24 protein-coding genes and 1 tRNA gene are annotated in these 25464 nt (G+C 70.7%); 11 read left to right on the top strand and 14 right to left on the bottom strand.

Going from position 1 to position 25464, the window contains the following annotated elements; all coding sequences use genetic code 11:
- Positions 1–143 precede the first annotated feature (143 nt).
- Both E9998_RS16065 and E9998_RS25910 read right to left on the bottom strand, forming a co-directional pair.
- Positions 144–632, bottom strand: a complete 489-nt coding sequence (locus tag E9998_RS16065) for an NUDIX domain-containing protein (RefSeq protein ID WP_204745480.1) — start codon at positions 630–632, stop codon at positions 144–146.
- Between the two features lie 413 nt (positions 633–1045).
- Positions 1046–1198, bottom strand: coding sequence for a hypothetical protein (locus E9998_RS25910; RefSeq protein WP_204745479.1), 153 nt, complete (start codon positions 1196–1198; stop codon positions 1046–1048).
- Positions 1199–1489: 291 nt separating this feature from the next.
- On the opposite strand from E9998_RS25910, the gene E9998_RS16055 reads away from it, so the two are divergent.
- Together E9998_RS16055 and E9998_RS16050 are read left to right on the top strand one after the other, a co-directional pair.
- Complete coding sequence (locus tag E9998_RS16055; RefSeq protein WP_158299836.1) at positions 1490–2008, top strand: hypothetical protein; 519 nt, start codon at positions 1490–1492, stop codon at positions 2006–2008.
- Positions 2005–2739, top strand: coding sequence for a hypothetical protein (locus E9998_RS16050; RefSeq protein ID WP_136530715.1), 735 nt, complete (start codon positions 2005–2007; stop codon positions 2737–2739). Before E9998_RS16055 ends, E9998_RS16050 begins: the two co-directional genes overlap by 4 nt.
- 89 nt (positions 2740–2828) lie before the next feature.
- Here the strand turns inward: E9998_RS16050 and E9998_RS16045 are convergent, their stop codons facing one another.
- The 8 genes from E9998_RS16045 to E9998_RS16010 all read right to left on the bottom strand — a co-directional run bounded on the left by E9998_RS16045 (position 2829) and on the right by E9998_RS16010 (position 10493).
- Entirely contained in the window at positions 2829–3302 is a 474-nt protein-coding gene (locus E9998_RS16045) for a hypothetical protein (RefSeq protein WP_136530714.1), read from the bottom strand.
- A 106-nt stretch (positions 3303–3408) separates the two neighbouring features.
- Positions 3409–5301: a beta-propeller domain-containing protein gene (locus tag E9998_RS16040; protein ID WP_136530713.1), complete on the bottom strand. Its 1893-nt coding sequence runs from the start codon at positions 5299–5301 to the stop codon at positions 3409–3411.
- A gap of 98 nt (positions 5302–5399) precedes the next feature.
- On the bottom strand, positions 5400–6242 hold the full coding sequence (locus E9998_RS16035; RefSeq protein WP_136530712.1) for a carbohydrate ABC transporter permease: 843 nt from the start codon (positions 6240–6242) through the stop codon (positions 5400–5402).
- Positions 6239–7225 carry a carbohydrate ABC transporter permease gene (locus E9998_RS16030; RefSeq protein ID WP_204745478.1) on the bottom strand — a complete coding sequence of 329 codons (987 nt, stop codon included), beginning with the start codon at positions 7223–7225 and terminating at the stop codon, positions 6239–6241. Before E9998_RS16030 ends, E9998_RS16035 begins: the two co-directional genes overlap by 4 nt.
- Complete coding sequence (locus E9998_RS16025) at positions 7222–8502, bottom strand: extracellular solute-binding protein (RefSeq protein WP_136530711.1); 1281 nt, start codon at positions 8500–8502, stop codon at positions 7222–7224. The genes E9998_RS16030 and E9998_RS16025 overlap by 4 nt, the downstream gene beginning before the upstream one ends.
- Positions 8503–8835: 333 nt before the next feature.
- Positions 8836–8909, bottom strand: a tRNA-Gly gene (locus E9998_RS16020).
- Positions 8910–8988: 79 nt separating this feature from the next.
- Positions 8989–9831, bottom strand: coding sequence for a serine protease (locus E9998_RS16015; RefSeq protein ID WP_158299835.1), 843 nt, complete (start codon positions 9829–9831; stop codon positions 8989–8991).
- A 170-nt stretch (positions 9832–10001) separates the two neighbouring features.
- Positions 10002–10493, bottom strand: coding sequence for a GNAT family N-acetyltransferase (locus tag E9998_RS16010; RefSeq protein ID WP_240037642.1), 492 nt, complete (start codon positions 10491–10493; stop codon positions 10002–10004).
- A 459-nt stretch (positions 10494–10952) separates the two neighbouring features.
- Between E9998_RS16010 and E9998_RS16005 the strand changes: the two genes are divergently transcribed.
- Positions 10953–12026 (top strand): PP2C family protein-serine/threonine phosphatase, encoded by a 1074-nt coding sequence (locus E9998_RS16005; RefSeq protein ID WP_136530708.1) that lies wholly within the window; start codon positions 10953–10955, stop codon positions 12024–12026.
- Here the strand turns inward: E9998_RS16005 and E9998_RS25410 are convergent.
- Entirely contained in the window at positions 12005–12154 is a 150-nt protein-coding gene (locus tag E9998_RS25410) for a hypothetical protein (RefSeq protein ID WP_158299834.1), read from the bottom strand. The two genes, E9998_RS16005 and E9998_RS25410, sit on opposite strands and share 22 nt — an antisense overlap.
- Positions 12155–12459: 305 nt before the next feature.
- Between E9998_RS25410 and E9998_RS16000 the strand changes: the two genes are divergently transcribed.
- Entirely contained in the window at positions 12460–14298 is a 1839-nt protein-coding gene (locus E9998_RS16000; protein WP_136530707.1) for an acyl-CoA dehydrogenase, read from the top strand.
- Between the two features lie 148 nt (positions 14299–14446).
- Here E9998_RS16000 and E9998_RS15995 read toward each other — a convergent pair whose 3' ends face one another.
- Both E9998_RS15995 and E9998_RS15990 read right to left on the bottom strand, forming a co-directional pair.
- Positions 14447–14767 carry a hypothetical protein gene (locus E9998_RS15995; RefSeq protein ID WP_136530706.1) on the bottom strand — a complete coding sequence of 107 codons (321 nt, stop codon included), beginning with the start codon at positions 14765–14767 and terminating at the stop codon, positions 14447–14449.
- Positions 14768–14804: 37 nt separating this feature from the next.
- Complete coding sequence (locus tag E9998_RS15990) at positions 14805–16346, bottom strand: hypothetical protein (RefSeq protein WP_136530705.1); 1542 nt, start codon at positions 16344–16346, stop codon at positions 14805–14807.
- Positions 16347–16541: 195 nt separating this feature from the next.
- Here E9998_RS15990 and E9998_RS15985 point away from each other — a divergent pair, with 195 nt between their 5' ends.
- From E9998_RS15985 to E9998_RS15960, 6 genes are all read left to right on the top strand, one after another.
- The gene (locus tag E9998_RS15985; RefSeq protein WP_136530704.1) at positions 16542–16865 is read left to right on the top strand and encodes a hypothetical protein; all 324 of its coding nucleotides are present in this window, start codon (positions 16542–16544) and stop codon (positions 16863–16865) included.
- A 9-nt stretch (positions 16866–16874) separates the two neighbouring features.
- Entirely contained in the window at positions 16875–18026 is a 1152-nt protein-coding gene (locus E9998_RS15980) for a hypothetical protein (RefSeq protein WP_136530703.1), read from the top strand.
- Between the two features lie 17 nt (positions 18027–18043).
- On the top strand, positions 18044–18829 hold the full coding sequence (locus E9998_RS15975; protein ID WP_136530702.1) for a hypothetical protein: 786 nt from the start codon (positions 18044–18046) through the stop codon (positions 18827–18829).
- Between the two features lie 108 nt (positions 18830–18937).
- Positions 18938–19438, top strand: coding sequence for a PH domain-containing protein (locus E9998_RS15970; RefSeq protein WP_136530701.1), 501 nt, complete (start codon positions 18938–18940; stop codon positions 19436–19438).
- Between the two features lie 61 nt (positions 19439–19499).
- Complete coding sequence (locus E9998_RS15965) at positions 19500–19793, top strand: DUF1330 domain-containing protein (RefSeq protein WP_136530700.1); 294 nt, start codon at positions 19500–19502, stop codon at positions 19791–19793.
- Entirely contained in the window at positions 19790–20305 is a 516-nt protein-coding gene (locus E9998_RS15960) for an HIT family protein (RefSeq protein ID WP_192907104.1), read from the top strand. Before E9998_RS15965 ends, E9998_RS15960 begins: the two co-directional genes overlap by 4 nt.
- Here E9998_RS15960 and E9998_RS15955 read toward each other — a convergent pair.
- On the bottom strand, positions 20291–20965 hold the full coding sequence (locus tag E9998_RS15955) for a hypothetical protein (RefSeq protein ID WP_136530699.1): 675 nt from the start codon (positions 20963–20965) through the stop codon (positions 20291–20293). The genes E9998_RS15960 and E9998_RS15955 overlap by 15 nt on opposite strands.
- 173 nt (positions 20966–21138) lie before the next feature.
- On the opposite strand from E9998_RS15955, the gene E9998_RS15950 reads away from it, so the two are divergent.
- Positions 21139–23910 carry an AfsR/SARP family transcriptional regulator gene (locus E9998_RS15950; protein WP_136530698.1) on the top strand — a complete coding sequence of 924 codons (2772 nt, stop codon included), beginning with the start codon at positions 21139–21141 and terminating at the stop codon, positions 23908–23910.
- Positions 23911–25464: the final 1554 nt, after the last annotated feature.

Genomic DNA, 25464 nt, shown 5'->3' with positions numbered 1-25464 from the left:
TCGGTCGCCGGTTCTCCCAGCGCCGCAAGAACCCGAAGGGAAACCGGGAAAGGGCCCGTGCCGCACCCGGCACGGGCCCCTCGCGCATCAGTTCCCATGCGGCGTCTCCGAAGTCAGGGCAGCCTGCCCCTCCGCCGAGCGGGCTATTCGGCCCAGTCCTCGGCGACGATCGCAACATGGGACTCGGCGACGGTCTCGCCGTCCTCAGCGAACACGAACGCCGCATCGAGCCGCCGACCCTCCAGCACTTGGGGAAGCCAGAGGCGGTTGTCGCTCCACATCTCGTCGATCGGCAACGCATCGACCGGGTACCAGCGCGGAGCCAACTCCTCGGTCTCGCGGGCCTCCCCAGCAAACCGCTCCCCGGTGAACACGGCGACCCGCATGTCCCAAGCCGGCTTCGCCGGGAACCGGAAGGTCACGTTCGCAGCCGCTCGAAGGTCACCCACCGCGACCGCGAGCCCCGTCTCCTCGGTGGTCTCCCGCGCGGCCGCCTCCGCCGCGCTCTCTCCCGACTCCACATGGCCCCCGGGCCCGACGACCTTCCCCACCCCGAACCCGCGCTTCTTCCGCCCGAGCAGCACCTCCCGCCTCCCATCGGCAGCGGTCCGGGTCAGCAGGCACAGGCTCACAGGAGTAAAAGTCACACGGCATTCTCGCAGGGAGCCGTTTCGCACGGGCGGCACGGCGCCGCCTCCTGCCATCGATGACGGCAGCGCAGCCGCGCCGAAACCGATCCGACCCCAACGGCGGCGGTGAGAGGAATCGGGGATGGAGACCATCGGGGACAGCGGCGCGGGACCGGTTCACTATGTGCGGTTTCAGCCCAGGCAATGGGTCAGCGCGGGGCATTTCACCGGAGTGTTCGGGCTGATCAGTACCCTCGCGAAATAGGGAGCACTGACCGACGAACAGGAGCGGTGCCGCCGCGGCAACAACGACTGGTACAACGCGGCGTACCCGGACCCCTCGACGGCGGATCCGGCCGTTTATGACCACGAGGTCAACACCGGGCCCGGCCCGGTCAGATCCTCGGCGACGCATCTCATCGCGCGTTCCCGGCTACCTGAGGATCCTGACCGCGCACGGTGTCGAGTGTGAAACGGTTCGTCCCACCAATCCCGGACACGTGATCTATGAAGACGACGTGCGGGTTGTAGTCGCCCCACATGGCGAGTCGTCTCTTGCCGATGATCATGTTGTCGCACGGATTCTACGGCACCATAGGTAATGGATATGACTCGATGGTTCCCTAGTGGCGATTAACGTTCAAGCTCTCCAAAGGTACGTCCGCATATTAGCGATCCTATTGTTGCGCGGAGCCAGCATGGGCGAATACGAGTACCGGGGCGTGCGCTTCTGTATCTCCTGGATTAGGATTACATCAGGATTTCCTTGGTGATGCGTGTAAGCACGGTTATGTGCCAATCGGGCATAGGAGCCATCAAGGCGATCGGCCATGCCTGGTGCTCACGAGAAGGGAATCGCAATGCAAGAAATTGTTCAATTTGAAGGGAAGAAACCGATTTGGGCGGAAGTGGTCTCTGCTATCTCGGATGCGCTGAACCCGCTGGGAGCTGCTGCGGAAACGGTTTCTCACATCGGAGCCTGTATTACCGAAATCAGGCGGTTCAAGAGGATTGAGAATATTATCGCGCGGCAGCAGGGCATCATCCAGGAGCAGATTTGGGTAAGGCAGGTTCAAATCATCCGTCAGTTCGAGTTGGAGCGGGACCATTCTCGGGAACTCAGTGTGCAGCTCGGTGGGATATCTCGCGCGATGCAGAACATGGTGAACATCTGCGGGCAGCCTCGGATTGAACTTGAACAGCGCATCATAGCGACAGAAACCATTGCGGTGCTCTCCGGAAACATTGGTCATGTGCTCATGCACAGGGGAGACAATCTAGTCAAGCTCTCAGAGGTTCTTCAGCTCGGTCCGGCGGACTTTGCGATCGCCAATTGGCAGGCGCTTGAAGGCAAGCGGGACAGGAGTGGCGGGCAATGAAGTTCTTCTGGGGGGTGATGTATGCACTGGTTGCCTTCGCTCTCGGAGTAAAGGTAATCGTCTGGCTGGTAACTTGGTTGATCACCCATGCTCTTCCGTTTGTGATTCTGGGGCTTATCGCTGCGATCGTATTCTTCGTAGTATGGTGCCAAAATAAGCTCGAACAAAGAAGCGCCAACGATCCTGCACGGATAATTGAAGAGGCTGATAGGCTCCGCTCCCGGACCTCAGGTGCGGAAGTCGTGCTTGAGAATGCGCGGCAGAAGTTGGAAGCGAAAGGGAGCGAGCTACAGGGAATTGTTTTCCGACAATACGATGAGCTCAGGTTCGATTTCTTGAAGAAACAACACTTTGAAAGCATGTCCATTGCCGACGAATGGCATAGGCATAAGAATATTGCAATTCAGGTAAGGCGAGATGTCTCGGGAAGCTTGAGTCAACTCAAGGGAAGAAAGCAATACCTGGACCGGCGGTTGAACCAGCGGTCATATAGTGGGCGGCGACGTGAACTAAGAGAATTTGAGGCAGTGAAGTATGCCGTCGATTCGCTATTCGGTTCTCTGGAGAGACTCAAGGTGGAGATCCTGCGGGGCGAGGAAAACCTGAGCCTTTACAATAACCGCACTGGTGGGCTTCGTGATCACATCGGGAACAATTGTGGGAAAGCCGGCCGAGAGTGGTACACGAGACTTGAACTCCGCAAGCAACAGCGGTTGGAAGGACAGTCTTAGCACTCCGGACGTAGGTTCGAGATCCCTGCGACGGCTCCTCTGATGAGTCGCAATCCTTTGACCTGGATGACTTCCGCCCAGGAGGGGAGTCAGGCGAGGACGTGGAATTGGTCTTCCTCGGGGAGGTCGGTGCCGCTGGGGTGGTGGTAGGTGGCGTTGTCGCGTACCACTTCGGCGCCGTTGTCGGTTCGGAGGCGGAGGGCGGTGAAGGCGGCGGTCACCAGGGCGAGGGCGCCGAGGAGGCCGAAGAGGAGGCGCAGGAGGCTGGAGTCGCCGTAGACGAGGAGGAGGCTCAGAACGAGGAGGGCGAGCGCCGTGGTGAGCGTGATCGTCAGTGCCGTTCTGAGTCTTTGCATCTGCGGGGCGGAGCGGAGTGCGATCGTGACTTCCCGCTCGCAGTGGGGACAGGTGACGGTGCGTTCGCCGGGCGGGTCGGGGCGGGTGAGGGTGAAGGTGGCGACCGGGCCGCGGTAGACGGTGGTGGTGCCGCCTTCGGTGCCGGGGCGGCGCTGGTAGCTGCGGACGTGGCGGAGGGTGATCGCGGCTTCGTCCCTGCTCGGCATGTCGCACCTCCGGGTCCTACGCTAGCGCGGGCCCGCACCCCCGGTGCGGGCCCGCGCGCGTGATGCGCCGGTCAGCGGTCCTCCGCGGACGCGGTGAAGTAGGGCGCTACCAGGCGACGGACCCGGCCTCGATGTAGTCGCCGCCGAGTCCGTTGGCCTGGAGGCCCGAGGTGGAGAGGGTCCAAAGCTCGTCGCCGATGACGATGGCGCGCAGGACTTCCTGGTAGTAGCCGCTCTCTTCGTCGGTGCCTCCGTCGTGCTCGATCCAGGCCGCTTCGGTCAGCGTGTCGTCGCCGACGTCGAGGACGAGGGCGCCGGACTGGTAGTCGTACCCGTTCTCGCCCCAGCTGGTGGTGGGCATGACGGCGATGGCGGTGTCGGCCCAGTAGAGGAAGGCGTGGGGGTCCCACTGGACGGCCGAGTCGGCGTTGGGCATGAAGTACTGGTCGAGGACGGTCGCCTCGTCCGCCCCGGTGTCGAAGAGGCTGACTTGGAGGCCGGTGGTCATGCCGTCCTCAGTGGCCTCCTGGCCGACGCCCAGGAGCCGGTCGTCGCCGACGGGGTGGAGGTAGCCGGAGTAGCCGGTGATCTTGAGTTCGCCGGTGACGACGGGATTCGCGGGGTCAGTGAGATCCACTGTGTACAGCGGGTCGGTCTGGCGGAAGGTGACGACGTAGCCGGTGTCGCCGATGAAGCGGACGGCGTAGATCTGCTCGTCGACGCCGAGGTCGGTGACCGAGCCGGTCTGCTCCAGGCTGTCCTCGCCGACGGCGAAGACGGTGACGGTGGACTTGGAGGGCTCCTGGTCTTGAGGGGCGATCTCCCACGCGCAGTCGGTCATCGGGCCGCAGCCGCCCCACCAGGCGGTGTCGTTCTCGGTGGTGGCGACGCGGAGGTGGCCGTCGTATTCGCTGAGGGAGTACTGGTTGAGGAGGGTGCCGGGGACGGCGGCCTCGCCGGCGAGGCGGGGCTGTCCGTCTTCGAAGGCGAAGCGGTAGAGCTCGGTCTCGGCTTCGGGTTCGGTCTCGTCCCAGGCATAGTCGTAGTGGGCGATGTAGAGGCTCTCGGTGGTGCCGTGGACGGTCTCGCCGTCGGCCATGACGGTGTGGGGCTCGGCGCCTTCCCAGCCGCCGTCGGCGGGGAGGGCGAGGACGCTGAGGGAGTTGCCGCTGAAGCGTTCGGGGTGGGCGACGTCGGCGCAGTCGATGTCGCCCGCTTCGCCGTTGACCTCGAACTCGGGAAGCCAGTCCTCGATCTCGGTGTCGCGCAGGGCCTCGGCGACGTCGTCGGCGTCGGAGTGCCCGTCCCACATGAGGTTCCACACCGGTTCGAGCTGCGGCTGGGAGGAGACGGCGAGACGCACTTCGCCGCCGACGAGGCGGGCGTCGACCATGGAGCCCTCCATCGCGAAGCGGTCGAGGACGTCGAGGGTGGCGGGGTCGAGGCGTTCGATGCGGAACTGGCTGTAGTACGTCTCGTCGGTCTCGACGTCCTGTGTGTACATGAGGAGGAGTTCGCCGTCGCCGAGGAACAGCCGGTGGTCCCAGGAGTACGTGTCGAGGGCGCGTTCGGCGACGACCTCGGTCGAGCGGGTGTCGACCACGCGAAGGACCTGGTTGACGACGCTGTAGACGTAGGTGCCGTCGGTCTTGACGATGTCGGGCTCGTCCACGCCCGCGACGGCGTTGTTGGTCTCGGAGTGGGAGGTCTGGTCGCCCGCGGCGGTGGGCGCCTCGGCGTCGGCGACGGCGCCGGCCTCCTCCTCGGCGAACTCGATGCCGCCGCGCGTCTCGCCGCCGGGCTCCCAGTCGCCGAGGGCGGCGATGGCGGCGTCCTGGATGCCTTCGAGGGCGTCCTCGCAGGAGTCGAAGGCGGCGAGCTGGGCGGACACGGGGACCCAGGGGGGCTGGGCGACGTCGGGGACGAACTCGCCCGAGGGTGCGGTGCAGGCGCCGGCGCCGAGTGCGGCGGCGAGTGCGATGAGGAGTCTGGTCTTCATGCCTCCTGGGACGCCGCGGGGCGCCGCGCGGTTCCCGCGGGGAACGCGACGGGCCCGGGGAGTCCCATCACCCCGGGCCCGTCTGGTGTTCGGACGACTCACCCCTTGGTGCCGCCCGAGGTCAGGCCGCTGATGAGGTGCCGTTCGGCGAAGGCGTAGAACACCAGCGCCGGGAGCATCGCGAGCATGACGAACGCGAGGACCTTCGCGGTCTCGACCGCGTACTGCCCGCTGAACTGGGTGACGCCGATGGGAAGCGTCCACCAGGTCGGCTTCTGGAGCACCACCAGCGGCAGCAGGTAGGAGTTCCAGGAGCCGACGAGCGCGAGCACGGAGACCGTGGCGAGCACCGGGCGGGACATGGGCAGCAGGATGCGGACGAAGAAGAGCCACGGCCCGGCGCCGTCGATGGTCGCGGCCTCCTCGACCTCGCCGGGGATGGAGCGGAAGAACGTGCGCAGGATGATGATCGTCAGCGGCAGGCCGAACGCGGCCTGCGGGAGGATCACGCCCAGCGGGCTGTTGAGCAGTTCGAAGGTCCGCAGGATGATGAACAGCGGCAGGACGGCCACGGCGAAGGGGAACATCATCCCGGCGGCGAAGAGCGTGAACAGGCCTTCGCGGCCGCGGAAGGCGTAGCGGGCGAACACGAACGCGACCATCGCCGAGCAGGCCACCACGAGGAACGTGGTGACCAGCGCGATGAACACCGAGGAGACGACCTGCCGCCAGAAGTCGCCGGAGGCGAGGACGTCGGTGTAGTTGGCGACGTTCCAGGGGTTCGGCAGGCCCAGCGCGTTCTCGCGCAGCTGCTGGTTGTCCTTGAACCCGCCCAGGAGCGCGAACAGGATCGGCGTCGCCACGAACGCCAGGGTGATGAACGCGGCGATGTAGAAGCCGGTGTTGCGCAGCAGGCGCACGCGGCGGAAGGTGGTCGTCATGAGCGGTTCCCGGCGGTGGTCAGCGACCCCTGGAGGTCGCGGTTGAGGACGAGTCGCTGGTAGAAGAGCGCGAACACGAGGCTGACGGCGAACATGGCGATCGACAGCGCCGAGGCGTAGCCGATCTGGTTGCGCTGGAAGCCCTGCTCGTACATGGTGATCGCGAGCGTCTCGGAGGCGTGGAACGGTCCGCCTCCGGTGAGCACGAACACGAGGTCGAACAGCTGCACCGATCCGATGACGGAGAGGAACACGATCATGCGCACGGTGGGGCCCATGAGCGGCAGCGTGATCGAGCGGAACGCCTGCGTGCCGGTGGCGCCGTCGATGGCGGCGGCCTCGTACAGCTCCTCGGGGATGTTCTGCCGCCCGGCGAGGAACAGGATCATGTGGAAGCCGAAGAACTTCCAGACCAGGATGCCGAAGATGACGAACAGGACGATGTCGCGGTCGGAGAGCCAGCCGATCTGGGCCTCGACGCCGAGGCTGGCGAGGAGGGAGTCGGCGAAGCCGCGCCGCGGTGAGAACACGAGTCCGAAGAGGACGGCCGTGACGGCCTCGGTGAGCACGTAGGGCACGAAGAAGATGAGCCGGAACGCGGTGCGCCCGGGGAAGCGCTGGTGCAGCAGCATCGCGAGCCCGAACGCGAGGGGCAGCTGGATGACCAGCGAGAGCACGACGATGATCGCCAGGCGCCACAGGTCGCCCAGGAACACCTTGTCGGCGAGCATGGTGCGGAAGTTCTCGAGGCCGATGAAGTCGGTCGGCACGCCGCCGAGCCCGTTCCACCGGAAGAACGCCACGTACGCGGCGAACAGGACCGGCAGGATCACGAAGAGCAGGAACAGGACCAGGCCGGGCGCGATGAACGACGCGAGCGTCCCCGCGCCGGGGCGCCCGGACCGCCGGCGCGGGCCGAAGCCCGCGCGGCGGTCCGGGCGCCCCACGGCAGGGGAGCCCTGCAAGGGGGACTTGATGGTCACTTCTCGGCCGCCCAGGCCTCGTTGACCATGTCGATGAAGTCCTGCGAGGTGAGCTCGCCGAGGATGAGCCCCTCGGTGGCCTCGTTGATCGTGCCGCCGATGGCCGGCGGGTACGCCTGGTCGAGGTAGAGCTGCGTGCCGGTGGCGGTGGCGAGCGAGTCGACGACCTTCTGGGTGTCCTGGTTCAGTTCGGGAGCGACGGACGCGACGTCGACGGCGACCGGGGTCAGGCTGGCGTCGGTGATCGCCTTCGCGTAGTTCTCGGGCTCCATGAAGTAGCAGAGGAAGTCGAGCGCCTCGTCAGGGGCGTCGGCCGCGACGGCGTAGCCGTTGCCGCCGCCGAGCCACTCGGTGGAGACGCCGGCGCCGCCCTCAACGGTCGGGAAGGGGAAGAAGCCGAGGTTCTCGGGCCCCTCGGTGCCGGAGTTGTCGCGGGCGGCCTGCGGCGCCCACTGGCCCATGAGCTCCATGGCGGCCGCGCCTTCGCCCATGACCGCGGACTGGCCGTCGGCCTCGCCGTAGCCGGCGGACTCGAAGCCCTCCTGGAACGGCTCCATGGCGGCCAGCTCGGCGACCATGTCGCCGGCCTGGACGAATCCCTCGCCGGAGAAGTCACCGGCCGCGGCGGCGGCCTCGAGGCCGTCGAGGCCGACGGTGCGCATCGCCAGGTAGGTCCAGTAGTAGTGGCCGGGCCACTGGTCGGCCCCGCCGAGGGCGATCGGCGCGACGCCGGAGTCCTTCAGCTTCTCGACGGCGACGAGGAACTCGTCCCAGGTGGCGGGGGGCTCGGTGACGCCCGCGGCGTCGAAGAGGTCGATGTTGTACCAGAACCCGACGACGCCGGCGTCGAACGGCATGCCGTACAGCTTGCCGTCGATCGTGTAGGCCTCCAGGGCGATCGGGTTGATCTGGTCGATGCAGTCGAGCTTGCCGGTCAGGTCCTTCACGAGGCCGGCCTCGACCTGCTGCGCGAGGACGCCGCCGCCCCAGGTGTGGAAGATGTCGGGCACGTCCCCGGATTGCGCGGCGGTGCCCATGCGGTCCTTGAAGGCCTGGTTCTCGATGGCCTGGACGTCGATGGTGATGTCGTTCTCCTCGGCGAAGCCGTCGGCGAACTCCTGCCAGGTCGACATGCCCGGGTCGAGGTTCTGGATGTGCCAGAAGGAGAGGTCGGCGTCGCTCTCGCCGCTGTCGCCGCAGGCTGCGGCGGTCAGCGCGAGCGAGGCGGCGGCACCGGCGGCGAGGACCGCGCGGAGCCGCCGAAGGGGTTTGCGCATCGGAGTCTTCCTTTCGAGGGATGCAGTCTTGCTCCGAGCGTTCAGCGGTTCCGTGCGGCATTCGAGGGGCCGCAGGGCATGGAACACAGCCGAAACTTTCGGACCAAGTATCGGAAACTTTCGATGCGGTCATAGTACCCGGGGGCCTCGGGAAAGTGAAGAGGGTCTCTGCCTCAGGGGTGGACGATGGCGCGAATCAGGCGTACTCGCTGGTGGACACCATGATCATTTCTGCGCGAAACCGGACGGTGCGCGCCCCGCGGGGTCGAGGACGGCCGGGGCGGCGGGCGCACGGAAACGGCCGCCCCGGAACCGGGACGGCCGTCGAAAACCTGGAGCGGGTGACGAGAATCGAACTCGCCTCTCAACCTTGGGAAGGTCGCATTCTACCAATGAACTACACCCGCGCGCTCCGGTGAACGGAGCCGCACCGAGCATACACGAACGCGCCGCGGGGGCGGCCCGGCCGCCCCCGCGGCGCGGCGCTCAGACGCCCCAGTCGGCGAGGACCTCGGCGATCGCCTCGTCGAACTCGGCGACCTCGGCGTACACGCCGGGATGGCCCGCCTCGGCGGAGCCGTAGCCCCAGCTGACGATGCCGGCCAGGACGAGGCCGCCGTCCTCGCCGGGGGCCATGATCGGGCCGCCCGAGTCGCCCGAGCACGAGTCGATCCCGCCGTCGGCGAGGTCGCCGGCGCACAGCATCGAGACCGCGTCGGTCTCGCCCGGGTAGGCGCCCGCGCAGGCGTCGTCGTCGATGAACGGCACCTCGACCCAGCGCGCGACGGTCGGGTACTCGTTGTCCTCGGTCAGGCCCCAGCCGGCCGTCTCCAGGGCGTCGAACACGGCCGGGTCGGCGCTCAGGCCGATCGGCTCGGCGTCCACCGGCTCGGCGAGCAGGAGCAGCGCCCAGTCGTTGGCGAACGCGACCGGGTCGTTGTAGCCGGGGGCGACGTGGAGGTCGGCCACGGCGGTCTCGGCGACGTCGGCCGATTCGAGGTCGACCGAGCCGGAGAAGACGGCGAGGTCGCCCGCGGCCGCGTCCTCGACGCAGTGCGCGGCGGTGAGGACGACGGTCGGCGCGATGACCGACCCGCCGCAGAACTGGCGCTCCCACGGGGTGCCCTCGCCGGGGGAGCCGAGGCCGACGAGCCAGGGGTACTGGCCCTCGGCGACCTCGTCGCCGCCGATGATCTGGGCCTCGAAGTCCCCTTGGGGCCCTGCGATTTCGGCGTTGGCGGCGGTGCCGGTCCAGACGAGTGCGGCGGCGCCGAGGCCCGCCGCAAGGCCCGCGCCGAGGCGGGCGAGGTACTTGCGATTGCTGTCCACTGTGAACCTTTCGGGATGGATGTGAGGGTTGGTCTGTTTGTCAGACTAGACCGAAAGGTTCCTTGAGTGGTGTTCCAGACCGCTTGCGGTGGAAAGCGATAATTCACTGAATCAGGGCGGCGCAAGGGGAAAGGCCGGACGATCCTCGTCCGGCCTTGCGGTGATTGCGGTCAGGCGCTCGGGACCGGCGCCAGTTCCTTGCCGAGGTGGAGCGAGCCGTCGGCGCACGCGTAGTGCCCGAAGGGCGTCACCGGGGTGTACCCGATCGCCCCGTACATCGCGATCGCCTCGGGCTGCCGAGGACCGGTCTCCAGGACGACCCGGGTGCGGCCCGCCTCGGCCGCGGAGGCCTCCACGGCCGCCACGAGGAGGCGCGCGAGGCCCCGGCGCCGGGCGCTCTCGCGCACGAACACGCGCTTCATCTCTGCATCTTTAAACAGTGCCTCGCCGTCGTCGTGCGAGCGCCAGCCGCCGCACCCGACCGCCTCGCCGGACTCGTCGTAGGCCACGATGAAGTCGCCGTTCGGCGGGTCGAAGTCGCCCTCGACGAGCGCGGTCTCGTCGCCCGAGCCGTAGCGGCGGACGTACTCGCGCTGGAGCTCGGCGCAGAGCGCCTGCGCCACGGGGCTGTCGAACGGGGTCCGGGTAAGCGTGAACTGCACGCGATCAACTCTCGCACGGCCGCGCCCCCCGTGCCAGCGCGCGACGGGCCGTTCGACACCGTCCGAACAGCCGAGGTCGGGCGGCACGTTCGGCGGCTCAGGCCGTCCGAACGCACAGACTTGGCCGTCACCCGTATGGCGGTGTCCTCCACGCCCGGTCAGGCCTCGGCGACCATTACGATCTTCACATCGGCGGTGGTCGAGTCGGGTCCGGCATCCCGGGTACTCCATCGACGATGGTCGAAGTCCGTGCGCTGATCCCCGCGCCGCTTCGCCCTCGATCCGTTCGGGCGCGACGATCCCTCCGGTTCCGGCCGGCGCGCCCGCGAACCGGGCAGCCCTGCCCGAATCGGGGACCCCCGTGCGAGCGCTTCGGCGAATCGGCGGGGGACCCGGCCGCGATCCGGTAGGAAGGAGGCATTCGCTCACATGCGCACGATGTCGCGACGGAGGCCGAGCATGGCACGCGCTGACCGCTGGAACGGCTGGTCGGCGCCGTCGGTGCGATCGGCGTTCACCGCCGCCTTCGCGGTCGTGGTGGTCCTGGTGGGGCTGCGCCTGAGCGCGCAGGGCGATTCGCACGCGGTCTCGTGGCTGGCGCTGCCGCCGCTGGCGGCCTCGGCGTTCCTGCCGTGGCGGTGGGTGGCCGGCGTCGGGGTGGCGAGCATGGCGGCGGCGTTCGCGTACCTGTGGGTGCTGAACGGCTTCGCGGTGGCGGAAGTGGCCTCCTACGGCGTGGACTTCCTGGTTGTGGCGGTCGCGGTGATGATCGCGGCGGCGGTGGCGATCGTGCGCGAGCGGGACGACGACCGGTTGCGGAAGCTGACGCAACTGGCGTCGGTGGTGCAGCAGGCGATCCTGCGGCCGATCGACGACCGGTTGGGGCCCTTCGACATCGCGGCGCGGTACGTGTCAGCGCGGTCGGGGGCGGAGATCGGCGGGGACCTGTACGAGGCCCTGGGCACCGAGTACGGGGTGCGGATCATCATCGGGGACGTGCGGGGCAAGGGCCTGGACGCGGTGCGGCTGTCCTCGACGGTGCTGGGGTCGTTCCGGCACGTGGCGTTCGAGCGGGCCGACCAGCGGTGCATGATCACCGACCTCGACCACGCGGTGGCGCGGAACGCGGGTGACGAGGACTTCGTGACGGCGATCCTGATGCAGGAGCGCGGGGGGACGCTGGAGATCGTCAACTGCGGGCATCCGCCGCCGATGCTGGTGCGCGACGGGGTGGCGACCTACTTGGAGCCGGAGTCGATGGCGCCGCCGCTGGGTCTGAACCCGTCGGCGCGGGAGCTGACGGTGCGGTTGCAGCCGGGGGACCGGATCTTCCTGTACACCGACGGGCTCGCGGAGGCGCGCAAGGACGGCGAGTTCTTCCCGATCCGCGAGCGGGCCTGGAGCCTGATCGGGCACGGGAACGTGGGCGACGGGCTGGCGTCGCTGGAGGCGGCGCTGCGGCGCTGGGTCGGCGGCCCGCTGGCCGACGACATCGCTCTGCTGCTGCTGGACTACCGCCCGGAGGCGGACTGAGCCTCCGCCGGGCCGAGCTGGGCGGGGAGCCGGAAGACGCGGTGGAGAACGGGCCGGGTGCGGCGGTGGCGGCCGACGTAGGCGGGGCGGGTGCGGGCGGCCAGGCGGCCTGCGACGGTTCGGATCATGGGGGCGGCTCCTGACCTGGGCCTCGGCGGGCGCGTTGCGCCGGGGCGGTGGTGCGCCTGGGCGGGTGCGTCGCACAGGCGGTCTGCTGCACGGTTCAACGAGGCACGGATGCGCAGGTTACGGCGCGCGCCGGGATTGCGTGACGATCACCCGATCGAAGGAGCGGACGGCGCGACACGCGCGGGTTCGCCGCCGAGGGAGGGGCGGATTCTGGCAGGCTTCACCCTGGTCGGCGCGGGATGCTTGAGGTACTTACTCGCGGGTAATATGATGGTGGTTACCACCGAGTAATGGAGGACCCGCAATGACGCACTTCCGCCACAACCTCCGGGACCTGGAGTTCAATCTCTTCGAGGTCTTCGGAGCGGACACGATCCTCGACCACCCGTCCTTCCCGGACCTGGACGAGGCCACCGCACGAGAGATCCTGGCCGAGCTGGCGCGCCTGGCCGAGCACGAGCTCGCCGCGAGCTTCGTCGACGGCGACCGCAACCCGCCCGTGTTCGACCCCGCGACGAACTCGGTGACGCTCCCCGAGTCCTTCAAGAAGTCGTACAAGGCGTTCATCGACGCCGAGTACTGGCGCCTGGACCTCCCCGAGGTCCTCGGCGGCACCGACGCGCCCCGGATGCTCTGGTGGTCCCTCGCCGAACTCGTGCTCGGCGCCAACCCCGCCCTGTGGATGTACGCCGCCGGGTCCTCGTTCGCGCACAGCGCCTACCGCGAGGGCACCGAGGAGCAGCGCGCCTGGGCGCAGATGTTCATCGACAAGGGCTGGGGCGCCACGATGGTGCTCACCGAGCCCGACGCGGGCTCCGACGTCGGCGCGGGCACCACGAAGGCCTACAAGCAGCCCGACGGCACCTGGCACATCGAGGGCGTCAAGCGGTTCATCACCTCGGGCGACCAGGACATGACCGAGAACATCATCCACTACGTGCTCGCCCGCCCGGTGGGCGAGGAGGGTGCGGGCGGTCCCGGCACCAAGGGCCTGAGCCTGTTCATCGTCCCGAAGTTCCTCTTCGACTCGGCCACCGGCGAGCTCGGGGAGCGCAACGGCGTCAACGTCACCAACATCGAGCACAAGATGGGCCTCAAGGTCTCGGCCACCGCCGAGCTCACCTTCGGCGAGAAGTCCCCCGCGAAGGGCTGGCTCCTCGGCGACAAGCACGAGGGCATCCGCCAGATGTTCCTCATCATCGAGTACGCGCGGATGATGGTGGGCACCAAGGCCATCGCGACCCTCTCCACCGGGTACCTCAACGCGCTCGACTACGCCAAGAGCCGCATCCAGGGCGCCGACCTCATCCAGTCGACCGACAAGACCGCCCCGCGCGTGCCGATCATCAAGCACCCGGACGTGCGCCGCTCGCTGCTGCTCCAGAAGTCCTACGCCGAGGGCCTGCGGGCGCTCGTGGCCTACACCGCCTCCTGGCAGGACAAGGCGCGCCTGGCCGAGATCGACGGCGACGAGGAGGCCGCCGAGACCGCCAAGCGCATCAACGACCTGCTGCTGCCGCTGGTCAAGGGCTGCGGCTCCGAGCGGGCCTACGACCTGCTCAGCTCCGAGGCGCTCCAGACCTTCGGCGGCTCCGGCTACCTCCAGGACTACCCGCTCGAGCAGTACGTGCGCGACGCGAAGATCGACACGCTCTACGAGGGCACCACCGCGATCCAGAGCCTCGACTTCCTGTTCCGCAAGATCATCAAGGACAACGGCGAGTCGCTCATGGCCGTGGCCGCCGAGATCATGGAGTCCACCCAGGACGGACACGAGTCGCTCGCGGAGACCCGCGGGAAGGTCCTGCGGGCCCTCGGCGACGTCCAGGGCCTGCTGGAGGCGCTCCAGCCCTCGCTCATGGGCCCGATGAACGGCGAGCCGCGCGAGCTGTACAAGGTCGGGCTGCACTCCCGGCGCCTGCTTCTGGCCGTCGGCGACCTCATGGTCGGCTGGCTCCTGCTGCGCCAGGCCGAGATCGCCCAGTCCAAACTCGACGCCGGGTCGGACGACGACTTCTACCGCGGGAAGGTCGCCGCCGCGACGTTCTTCGCCAAGGAGGTCCTCCCGCGCCTGACCGCCGACCGCAAGATCGCCGAGGCCGCCGACCTGGTGGCGATGGACCTCCCGGACGGTGCTTTCTAGCAGCGCTGCTTTCTAGGAACTGCAGGAGACGTACGACGGCGCCCGTCCGCGCGCACATGCGGGCGGGCGCCGCCGCGTCTCCCGGCCGTGCCGCCGTCGCCCGTCTCGTACGCCGGGCGCCGGCGCGGCTCGCACGGCCGGGGGCTCTTCAGCCCGGGTCGACCCCGAACTGGAAGTAGACGGCCGCGCCGGCCTCGTCGTCGCCGCCGGTCGCCGCCGCGAGCGCGGACTCCATGCCGTGCAGGGCACCGCGCAGGTACTGGAGGTTCCGCCAGGTCGCGGCGTGGAAGTCGAGGTACCGCCCGGCGGCGTTCTCGGCCGCGCCGGGCGCGGTGCCGAACGCCGGGGCCCGGCTCAGGGTGCCGGAGGCCAGCACCGGGATCACCTGGTTCTCCAGGTCGTCGATGAGTTCCAGCAGGAAGGCCCGGTACTCCTCGATCGAGGCCGGGTCGAACACCCGCTCGCCCATGTCGCGCTCCTTCGCTCGTGGCCGCCGCCGCGGCCGGTCAGTTGTAGGGGTCCTCGTTGGGCTTGACGTAGCCCCAGACGTTGCCCGTCTCGCGCCGCGCGAGGTCCTGCGGCGCCTCCTCGGCCTCCTCGTCCTTGCGGTCCTTCCCCTTGCCGCCCTTGGGGGCCGAGCCCGCCTGCGGGGCGGCGCCGGGACGGGCCGCGCCCGCGCCGGTGCCGGAGGAGGACGCCGGGGCGGTGACGGCGGGGCCGAACAGGCCCTGCGGCACCGCGCCGCCGGGGAGCATCGCGCCCCCGGTGCGCATCGGCGCGGACGAATTGGTGGGCGCGGCGTTCGCGGGAGCGCCGCCGCTCGCGAGGCCGCCGACGTGGCCGCCCTCCTCGTACGAGGCGCCCGCCGCATCCCAGGGGTCCTCTTCGGACTCATCGTCGGCCTCCGAGGCCGCACTGGCGGTCCCGTCGCCTTCGGGCGGCACGGGACTGGGGTCGAGGGTCGTGCGCGGCGCGACCGGCGCGGCGGGACTCTCCGCCTCCGGCACCGCGAGGTCCATATAGGAGGCGTCGGCGCCGGTGGGCCACAGGCGGTCCTCGCCGGTGGCGCGCAGCGCCTCCAGCTCCGCGCTCTGGTCGGCGCGCTTGGCCGCGATCGACTCGTCGATGGCCGCCTGCCGCTCCAGGTACGCCGCCAGTTCGGCCGCGACCCGCTCGGCGTAGACCTCCTTCGCCTCCTCGCCCGCGAGGCGGCGCACGTCCGACACCAAGGCGCCCAGGCCCGTCAGGCGCTCGCCGACCTTCTCGTCGATGAACTCGCGCACCTCCGAGGCCAGACCCGGGTCCGCCCCGGCGAGTTCGAGCGCCCGCTCGGCCTCCTCGCAGGTCACGATGATGCAGTCGCCGTGCCACCAGGCCGGGCGCACATGCAGCGACACCAGCTCCGACCACTCGCCCTCCACCCCGACCAGCGGTGCGGGATAGGGGATCTCGCCCGAGTCGGCGCCCTGGAGCGCGTAGATCGCCGCCTCGCGGTCTTCCAGCTCCGCCACCGTGGCCTCGACGTCGTCCACCACGCCCTCAAGGAGCTGGCGGGTCTCGTCGGCCATCGCCGCGAACGCGTCGAAGTCGTCGCCCGCCCAGCCCTCCGCGAGGGCCGCCAGGTTCGTCCGCATCCGCGCCGGCCACTGCCCGACCACCGCGCCGACCTCCTCGCTCCAGCCGCCCCGCAGGCGCTGCAACGAGAACGCGTCCGCGTCCTCGGGCCGGACCGCGCCGATCGCGGCCCGGAAGTCCTCCTCGGCCGGGTAGGCCATGCCCTCGCAGCGCGGCTTGAAGCGGTGCAGCTGGCCCTCCACCGGGACGGCCGAGGCGAGCTGCACCCAGTCCTCCTCGGCCGGATGCGCGACCGGGTGCGGGCACGCCCCGGCGGCGCAGCCGGGCCGCGAACCGCCGGCAGCGGCGGTTCCGGTGTCGCCGAAGGCGATCGTGAACGTGAACCCCGGCGACTCGACCGAGAAGAAGACGCCCTCCGAGGTCGCCTCCGCCTCGTCGCCGCCGTCGGCGGCCGCGAACGGGTTGTCGGTCATCGTCGGCTCCCCTCCTCGTCGCTGCGCCCGGCCGGTCCCGGACACCATGCGGCCCATGAAAGACCGCCCGGTCACGAATCCGTCATGGGCCGCTCCGCACCGGCCCGGACCGGTCCGTGACGAAGCGCGCGACAGTACCCGTTGACGCCGCCGGGCGTCCGCCCCCAGGGCGCAGGCACCTCGAAGGAGGACCCCATGACCTTGCACATGGACGTCGACGACGTGCGATCGGGCGGGGCCGGGCTGCGCGGCCTGGCACCGGGAGCCCAGAACGCGCCCCGGCGCGTGGAGGGCCCCTCGCGGTCCGCCGCGGACCGCAACGGCGGCTTCGCCACCGGCGAGGCCGGGACCCGCTGGCAGGCCGCGCTCGCGGCCGTCGCCTCCGGCGTCGAGCGCCGCCTCGACTGGCAGGGGGAGCAGGTCGTCGGCAGCGCCGACGACCTGGAGTCGGCCGACGCCGAGAACGGCACCCGCTTCAAGGACATCCAGGGCGACCTGCCCGCCGGACCGACCCGATAGGAGACCGCCATGCCCACCTACCAGGACGCGCTGTCGGCCGAGCCCTCGCAGTTCGTCGACTACGCCGCCCAGATGACCGCCGCAGCGAACGACCTCACCGCCCACCAGGGCGAGTACGGCGAGCAGGTCGCGCAGATCAACGTCCACTGGAAGGACACGGCGAACGACGCCTTCAACGGCGACGTCTCCAAGGTCAACGCCCATGTCGCGCAGGTCGTCGGCGAGGTCAACGGCGCCGCGGCGGGCCTGAGCGCGGCAGGCGCGCAGATGGCCGCCGAGTGCGCGATGCTCAACCTCGCCGACGCCGCGCTCAAGGCCGCCGGATTCGACGTCCAGCCCGCGCCGCTGGTGACCCTCGGCGCGGTGCAGCGCATCGCGATCGCCGCCGCCGGGCCCTTCGGCGCCGTCGTCGAGGCCGCCCTCCAGGCGCAGGCCGCCGCCGGCACCGCCGGACTCCAGGCCCTGCTGTCGCTCGTGAACGCCGCCGACGCCGCCGCGGGCGCCGCCCTCTCGGCCGCCGCCGACCTCCTGAAGCCGCTGGACGACAAGACCGGCACCGGCGACGAGAACCGCGACCTCAAGAAGGCCGCCGACCACTCCGGCACCGGCACCGAGGAGGAGCCGTCCGAAGAGGACGAGGAAGCGGTTGAGGAGGAAGCGGAGGAGGAGACCGAGGAGGAGCAGGAGGAGCCCGCCGAGGAGACCCCGCAGCCCGAGTCGGCCCAGCAGACCCCTGGCCAGGGCGAGATGCCGCAGACCCCCGACATGGAGGACTTCGCCCCTGAGGTCCCCGAACTCGACAACCCTTGGGAGACCGCCGAACTGCCCGACCCCGAGGAGTTCGGCGGCGGCCTCGCCTCCGGCGGCGGCCTCGGCGGCGGCGCGGGCGCTGGCCTCGGCGGCGCCCCGAACCCCGGCGGCCTCGCCACCGGCACCGGCACCGTCGCCCCCGGCGCGCTGGCGCCCGGTGCGGCGGCGCCCGTCCCCGCGAAGGCCTCGGCCGGTGCCGGAGGCCGCAGCGGCATGGGCGGCATGATGGGCGGCGGCGGACGCGGCGGCGGCGCCAAGAACGAGGACGAGACCGCCCGCGAGTCGAACCTGACCGAGGACCCCGACGAGGACGTCTGGGGCATCGGCAGCGACGACGACCCGTACGCGTAGGGGTTTGCACGGTTGAAATGGCACAGTCGAGTCCCAAGGCGGACGCCGCGGTCGCGAAGACGCTCGCGGTGCTGTTCGGCCTCCTCATCGCGGGGGTCTCGCTCGCGTGCACGGTCGGGTCGCTCGGCGGCGGCGACGCCGTGGAGTGCGGCGGCGTCGAGATGGAGGAGGGCGACTCCTGCGTCAACCTCGGCGGCGGCGGGTCGAACTCGTACCAGGAGCAGTCCGAAGTGGAGTCGCGCACCGACGTGCTCGGCGGCATCGGCGGCGTCTGCGGCATCATCGTGGGCCTGGTGATCGCGATCGCGGCCCTGGCCGCGAGCCCCGCGGAGTTCACGCCGCGACCGGCCCCGGCCCCGTACCGGCCGCCGGTCCGGCGGGCGCCGCCGCAGCGCGCCGCGCCGCCGCGCCCGGCGCCGACGAAGGCAACCGAAAAGCGGCCCGCCCGCCCGGCCCCGCCGCCGGAACCGGTCGGCCCCGTGGCGTTCGACTCCGGCGGGACCGAGATCGCCACGGACGCCGCCGACCTCACCGTCCGCACCGTCACGCGCGGACCCGGCGGCGCCGAGGTTCGCACCGACCGCGCACGCCTCGCCCGGAACGCCGTGCAGGCCTTGGAGTTCCAGCTGGAACCCGGCGGCGCGGCCCTCTTCGCCAGGAAGGACGAGGACGGCCCGGCCGTGCGCCTGGTCAGCGCCGACCTCCTCACCCGCACCGCCTGGAAACGCCTCGACGCGAGCATCCGGAACCTCTCGAACGGACGCCTGCGCCTCGACCTCGAACGCCGAGAGCGGCTGCTGTGAGAAAGCCGCTTCGGCAGCACACCGTTGAGGGCGCGGCATCGATACAGTGGAGTGAACGATTGGTCACGGGGACCGGTTCGCAAGTGCCGGTGCGCATGTGGAGGTGCCATGTTCCCCGATGAGCTGCTCAGCGACGGCGAGCGCGTCGAGGTCCGATTCCGCGCCGACTTCGGCGAGTTGAGCGCCGCGATCTCCTGGAGCGTCGTTCTCGGCTTCATCGCGTTCCTCTACGGCATGTCCGACAGCGATGAGGGCGACGGCGGCCGGGCGGTCGCCATCGCCGCAGGCGTCCTCATCGCCCTCCTGCTGGCCAAGCGGATCGTCCGGTGGGCCACCACGTTCTACGTCGTGACCGACGAGCGCATCCTGTGGCGCACCGGCCTGACCCGGCGGCGCACCTCCGAGATCGCCCTCGCGAAGATCGACAGCATCCAGGTCGAGACCGGCCTCCTCGACCGGATGCGGGGCACCGGCCACCTGGTGTTCCGTGCCGCGAACTGGTCGGGCGACGTCCACTGGAAGGGCGTGCCGGGCGTGGCCGAGGTCCACGCGACCCTCTCGCGCCTCGTCAAGGCCGACCGCGAGGCCCAGCGCCCGCCCGCCTCCTGAAGGCGGCCACGCTCTGGGAACGCGCTTCGCCGCGCGCGCCCCGGCTGCGATCATGGTCGCCATGAGCGAAGCGATCGAACTGTGCTGCACCCTGCGGGCCCGGCCCGGCCTTGAGGCGGACATGTCCGCGTACGAGGACAAGGTGCTCGCGCTCGTGCCCGAGCACGGCGGCGAACTCGTCGCCCGCGCCGTCGCCGACGGCGCGGACGGGAATCCCCACGAGGTCCACGTCTACCGCTTCCCCGGCCAGTCCGCCATCGACGCCTACATGGCCGACCCGCGCCGCACCGCGATGGCCGCGGAGCGCGACCGCGTCATCGAGACCACGGTCCTCTTCCCCGTTCAGATCCGTTGAGCGACGGCCGAACCGCGAAGGTGCCCTTCGACCTCGACGCCTACGCCGAGCGGGTGCGCACCGGCGGCTGCTTCGTCTGCGCCCTGGTCGCAGGCGAACCCGGGTCCTTCCACGAGATCGTGTACGAGGACGCCGACCACGTCGCGTTCCTCAGCCGGTACCCGACCCTGGAGGGTTACACGCTCGTGTGCCCGAAGCGGCACGTCGAGGACGCCGTGGGCGGCTTCGACGAGGCCTCCTACCTCGCCGTCCAGCGGGTGGTCCGCAGGGTCGGCATCGGGCTCCGGGCGGTCCTGCCCGTCGAACGCGTCTACGTCATGTCGCTGGGCAGCATGCAGGGCAACGCGCACGTGCACTGGCACGTCGCGCCGCTCCCTCCCGGCGTCCCCTACGGCGAGCAGCAGTTCCACGCGCTCATGGCCGAGAACGGCGTGCTCGACCAGAGCCCCGCCGAGCGGGCCGCGCTCGCCGAGCGCCTGCGGGCCGTCCTCGACGCCTCAACCGAGGCATGAGGCGACCACTTCCGACATGCGCTCGGCGGCCCTGGCCTGCACCAGGGCGATGACGGCCGCCGCGGTCTCGGCGAGGGCCTCGCAGTCGGTGTCGACGGTCGCGTTCGGGACCAGGAACTTCAACTCGACAAGGCGCCCTTCGAGGTTCACTTCGGCGGCGCACAGGTCGTCGTCGGTGACGTGCGCGAAGCGCTCGGCGGTGCTTCGGGCCACCCGGTCGCGGATGGCGTCGCCGAGCGGGTCGGGGACGCGGCCCGCCAGGAGCGCGGCGCGGTCCCGCTCCAGGCGTAGCACGTGCTCCGAGCGCGCGGCCTCGGCCGCCGTCCAGGCCGCCTCGATCGCGTCGGCGACCGCCTTGTTGCTCAACCGGTCGATCGTCGGGCTCAGCGACAGCTCCCGGAGCCGACCGGTGAAGTCCAGGCGCAGCCACGCGACCCGCCCGGCGTCGGTGCCGTCGAACGCGGCCTCCGCGAGCGCCCCGGTCAGGGCCGACGCCTCCGCGGCCAGCGCAGCGGCGCGGGCGTGGTCCTCGCGGGAGGGCGCCGCCGCGAGCGCCGCCGACGCGGTGTCGCGAGCGGGCCCCTCCGGCAGGCGGTCGGCCGCGCGGCGGCCCTCGCGGAGGCGGTCCTCGTAGTCCTCGGGGATATCGACGTGTCCCATCGGCGTTCCTTCCACTCCGGGGCGCGCCGAAGCCGCCGCGACGCTGAGGGGCGAATCCTCCGCCCCGCGCTCACGGATCGGTCACCTTTCCGTCATGACTCGGTGCAATCGGAAGTTCATCGCATTGTGGGACACTGGATGTCCCCCGGAAACGAGTGAAGGCGGACACCCACATGCCAACCTTCGACGTGCGGATACTCGGGCCGCTCCAGGTCCGGTCCGACGGCGCCGACATCGCCGTGCCCCGCGGCAACACCGCGGCCGTGCTGGCGATCCTGCTCGACGAGGCCAACGCGGTCGTGCCCCTGGAGCGGCTCGTCCACGCCGTCTACGGGTACGACCGGCCCCAGGACCCCGAGACGCAGATCCAGAACACGATCGGCGTCCTGCGCGGCAAGCACGCGCTGCTGCGCGAGCGCATCAAGACCGTCGGGCGCGCCTACAAGCTCGTCATCGACACCCTCGAACTGGACCTGCTGCGCTGCAAGGCGAAGGACGACCAGGCGCGGCGACGCAAACAGGAGGGGGACCTGGCGGGGGCCGCCGCGAGCCTGCGCGAGGCGCTCGCCGAATGGGGCGGGCCGGCGCTCGCGGACCTGTCGGGGGCGACGGTGGAGGCGATCCGCCGCCGCCACGACGAGTACCGCCTCGCGCTGCTGGAGCGGCGCATCGACCTCGACCTGGACCTGGAGCGCCACGACGACCTAGTGGAGGAGCTGCGGCAGATCGTCGCCGTCCACGACACGCGCCAGCGCTACACCGCGCAGCTCATGCGGGCCCTGCACGCGGGCGGTCGGTCGGTGGAGGCCCTGGAGGCCTTCGAGGCGCTGCGCGAGCGCCTCTCGGACGCGCTCGGCGCCGACCCCGACCCCGAGCTCAAGGAGCTGCACCTCCAGATCCTGCGCCACGAGCCGCAGGTCCACGCCGAACCCTCGCCGCCGCGGCTCGTCCCGGCGATGCTGCCGAGGGCGAACGCGCGCTTCACCGGCCGCGAGGACGACCTCGCGCTCCTGGACGGCTACCTCGACGCGGCCGACGGCGAGGCGGGGCTCGCGGTCGTCACCGGCATGGGTGGGGTCGGCAAGACCGCCCTGGCGGTGCGGTGGGCCCACCGGGTCGCGCACCGCTTCCCCGACGGGCACCTGTACTTCAACCTGCGCGGCTTCGACCCGCTCACCCCGGGCGCCGACCCCGGCGCGGTCCTCGGCGAGGCGCTGTCGGTGCTCGGCGTCGAGTCCCACCGCGTCCCGGCCGGCCTCGACGAGCGGATCGGCCTGTACCGCACCGTGCTCGCGCAGCGGAAGGTCCTGGTCGTCCTCGACAACGCCCGCGACTCGGCGGTCGCGCGCCCGCTCCTGCCGGTCGCGCCCGGCAGCTTCGCGCTCGTCACCAGCCGCGGGCGCCTCTCGGGCCTCGACCACACCGAGGGCGCCGACACGGTGCCGCTCGACCTGCTCTCCGACCGGGACGCGTGGTCGCTGCTGGTGCGGCGCATCGGCATGAACCGGGCGCTCGCCGAGGAGACCGCGGTGCGCCGCATCGTCGCCTCGTGCGCGCGACTGCCGTTGGCGCTCACGCTCATCGGCGCGTGGGCCGCGGCGCACCCGCGGTTCTCGCTCGCGTCGCTCGCGTCCCGCCTGGAGAGCACCACGAACGTGTTCAAGGTGCTCTCTTCGCCCGACCTCGCCTCCGACCCGCGCTCGGTGTTCGCGTGCTCCTACCAGGAGCTCGGCGGGCAGGCCGCGCGGGCGTTCCGCCTCTTCGGGCTCCACCCCGGCCCGGACCTGACGGTCGCGGCGATGGCGAGCCTCATGGGCGCCACCGCCGCCGAAGCCGAAGCGGCCCTGGCCGAACTCGCCGAAGTGCACCTCGCCGACCAGCACCGCGAGGGCCGCTACACGATGCACGACCTCTTGCGGGCCTACGCGAGGGAGCGGTTCACCCAGGAGGTCCCCGAGGACCGCCGCCGCGAGGCCTCCCAGCGGATGCTCGACTACTTCGTGCACTCCTCCAATGCGGCCGACCACCTTCTCACCGTGCACGGCGGTGCCCCCGGCCTGGAGCCGCCGGGACCGGGCGTGGTGCCCGAGCCGGTCGGCGACGCCGCCGCCGCGGCGGCGTGGTTCCGCGCCGAGTACGACGTCCTGCTGGGCCTGGCGCTGCGACGCATGGGGTCGGCCGACGACCGCCGGGTCTGGCAGCTGGCGTGGTGCCTCTCGGAGTACATGATGGGCCGCAACCGCAGTGACGACCTGCGGGCCGTCCAGACCGCGGCGCTCGCGGCGGCCGAGCGGACCGGGGACGGGTCCGGCCAGGTCGTCTCGGTCGGGTACCTCTCGGCCGTGGCGATCCAGATCGGCGACCAGGAGGGGGCCGCGGCGCTGCTGCGGCGCGCGCTCGCGCTCGCCGACGCGAACGCCGAGCCCTGGGCCAAAGGTTTCGTCTATTTCGGACTGTGCGCCCAGGCGGGCCGGGGCGACGACGCTGCCGCGCTCGCGTTCGCCCGGGAGTCGGTGCGCAGCTTCCGCGAGGCCGGGGACGAGTTCTGGGAGTACCGCGCGCTGTGGGCGGTGGGCTGGCACCTCGCGCAGCTCGGCGAGCTCGACGAGGCACGCGAGTGCTTCGACCTCCTCATGGCCGCCGCGAGCGAACCCGAGGTCCTGCCGGGCATCGCCTACGTCCACGTCGGGCGCGGCCGCGTCGCCACGCACGAGGGCCGCTACGCGGACGCGCTCGCGCACTACGACCGTGCCAGTGCCATGTTCGCAGCGCTCGAACTCGACCTCGCCGTGGCCTTCGCGCGGGAGCTGACCGGCGACGCCCGACACGCTGGAGGCGATCCGGCCCACGCCCAACGCGACTGGCGCGCAGCCGAACGCGTCTACCTCGAACTCGGCTCGCCCCACGAACTCGACAGGGTCAGAACAAAGCTCGCCGCGCTCTGAAAGGGCCTGCGGGGGAAGGCCCCGGGCGACGCTCCAGCACCCCGGGGCCTCGAAGCGGCAACGGCTCTCCGTGCGGCGCCGACTGGCCCCGGGGTTGCGTTGCAGGGGTCGGCTCGCAGGGGGTCGGACGCAAAGCGGGCGGCGACGAAGCGCGGGGCGGTCCGTGCGGTCGGATCGCGGGGCCGAGTCGGTTTCGCCCGGCCTCAAAGCGGGCGGCGACAAAGGGCGGGGTGGTTGGTGCCGGAGCGCTCGTGTGGCCGGGTCGTCTCGGCCTGGGCGACAGAGGGTTGGCTTCACGCGCTTGAACGGGGCCGTGCCGGTCGCGCTTTTTCGGCTCGGTCTTCGACTTGTCGGAGAAGCCGCAGCGCCTGGGCTGCTTACGCGCCTGGCGGCTTGGTCGGTGGGGCCGTGGCGCGCCGGGTCTGGTGACCGAAGCCCGAGGTTAAGACGGTCAACGACAATGAGCTGGGTGGTTCGTGCGGCCGCAGTGTCGGGGCTGGGTCGGATTCGCTCGGTCTCAAGGCTGGTAGCGAGGGCGGCTGAGGTGAGGGCGGGCAGCGACAGCGAGCTGGGGCACTGCCGCGGTCGTGTTGGCGGGGCCGGGTCGGTGTTGCCCGGCCTTAAAACGGGCGGCGACAACGGACTGGGTGGTTGGTGCCGGAGCGCTCGTGTGGCCGGGCCGTCTCGGTCCGGGGCGGCCGAGGTTGGTCTTACCGCTGGACTGGTCGTCACCCCCCTTCCTGTTCGCCCTGCGCCGCTTCACACCGTCGCGCGCCGCTTAGCCTGGTCCAGCCTCGCCCCGCTGTGCATGGTGAGAGCCGATTCGCCTCGCCGGACTGGCTTCGCTTGCCTCGCTTGGCGTCAACGCACTTCGCGCCGCATCTCGACAACCGCTGCGATCCGCCGCACCCGATGAGGGCCACGGCGCCCAGCTTCGCGCTACCTTGCCGCCCCACCTGGCTCGGCATCATCCCGCCCGCCTCGCCCGGCGAAAGCCGCTCCGCAATCGCGCGAGGGGTGAAGCCGCTCCGCTTCGCTTCCCCGCCTGCCCGGCTCCTGTCGTGCCTCGCTTCGCGTCACGGGCGCACTGCTTCGCGGTGTGCCGCTTTGACTTGCCGCCCTCAACCTGCTCGGCTAGCTTCTTGCCTCGCCGCACCGGGTGAAGGCCGCACTGCTCCACGGTGTGCCGCTTCGCCGTACCCACTCCGATCCAGTTCGCTTCGCCCGCCCCGCCCCGCCCCTGCTCTGCTTCGCTTCGGGTTCCTAGCCCGGCTTTTGTCTTCCTCCGCCGTGCTCGGTCCACTTCGCTTCGCTTCGCGTTGCAGGACACCGCGGTGCCCGCCGATCGAACTCGCCCTCCCGCTCGCACTGGTGCTGGTGGCCGGTTCGTTGCCGTGAACGGTTCGGGCGCTTCAAGCCCGACCGCGATGCGACACCCCACCACCCACACGCGCACTCGCTCGCGAGCGTGCTCGATCACTTGCTGTCTTGCTGTCTTGCTGTCTTGCTGTCTTGCTCGTGTGGTTCGTGTGTCCTGCCCTCCGGACGATGCCC

It is taken from the genome of Glycomyces paridis (assembly GCF_004912155.1).
Lineage (GTDB): Bacteria > Actinomycetota > Actinomycetes > Mycobacteriales > Micromonosporaceae > Glycomyces > Glycomyces paridis.
The sequence above is the reverse complement of the archived record's forward strand: the minus strand, read 5'-3'. Positions and strand labels throughout refer to the sequence as shown.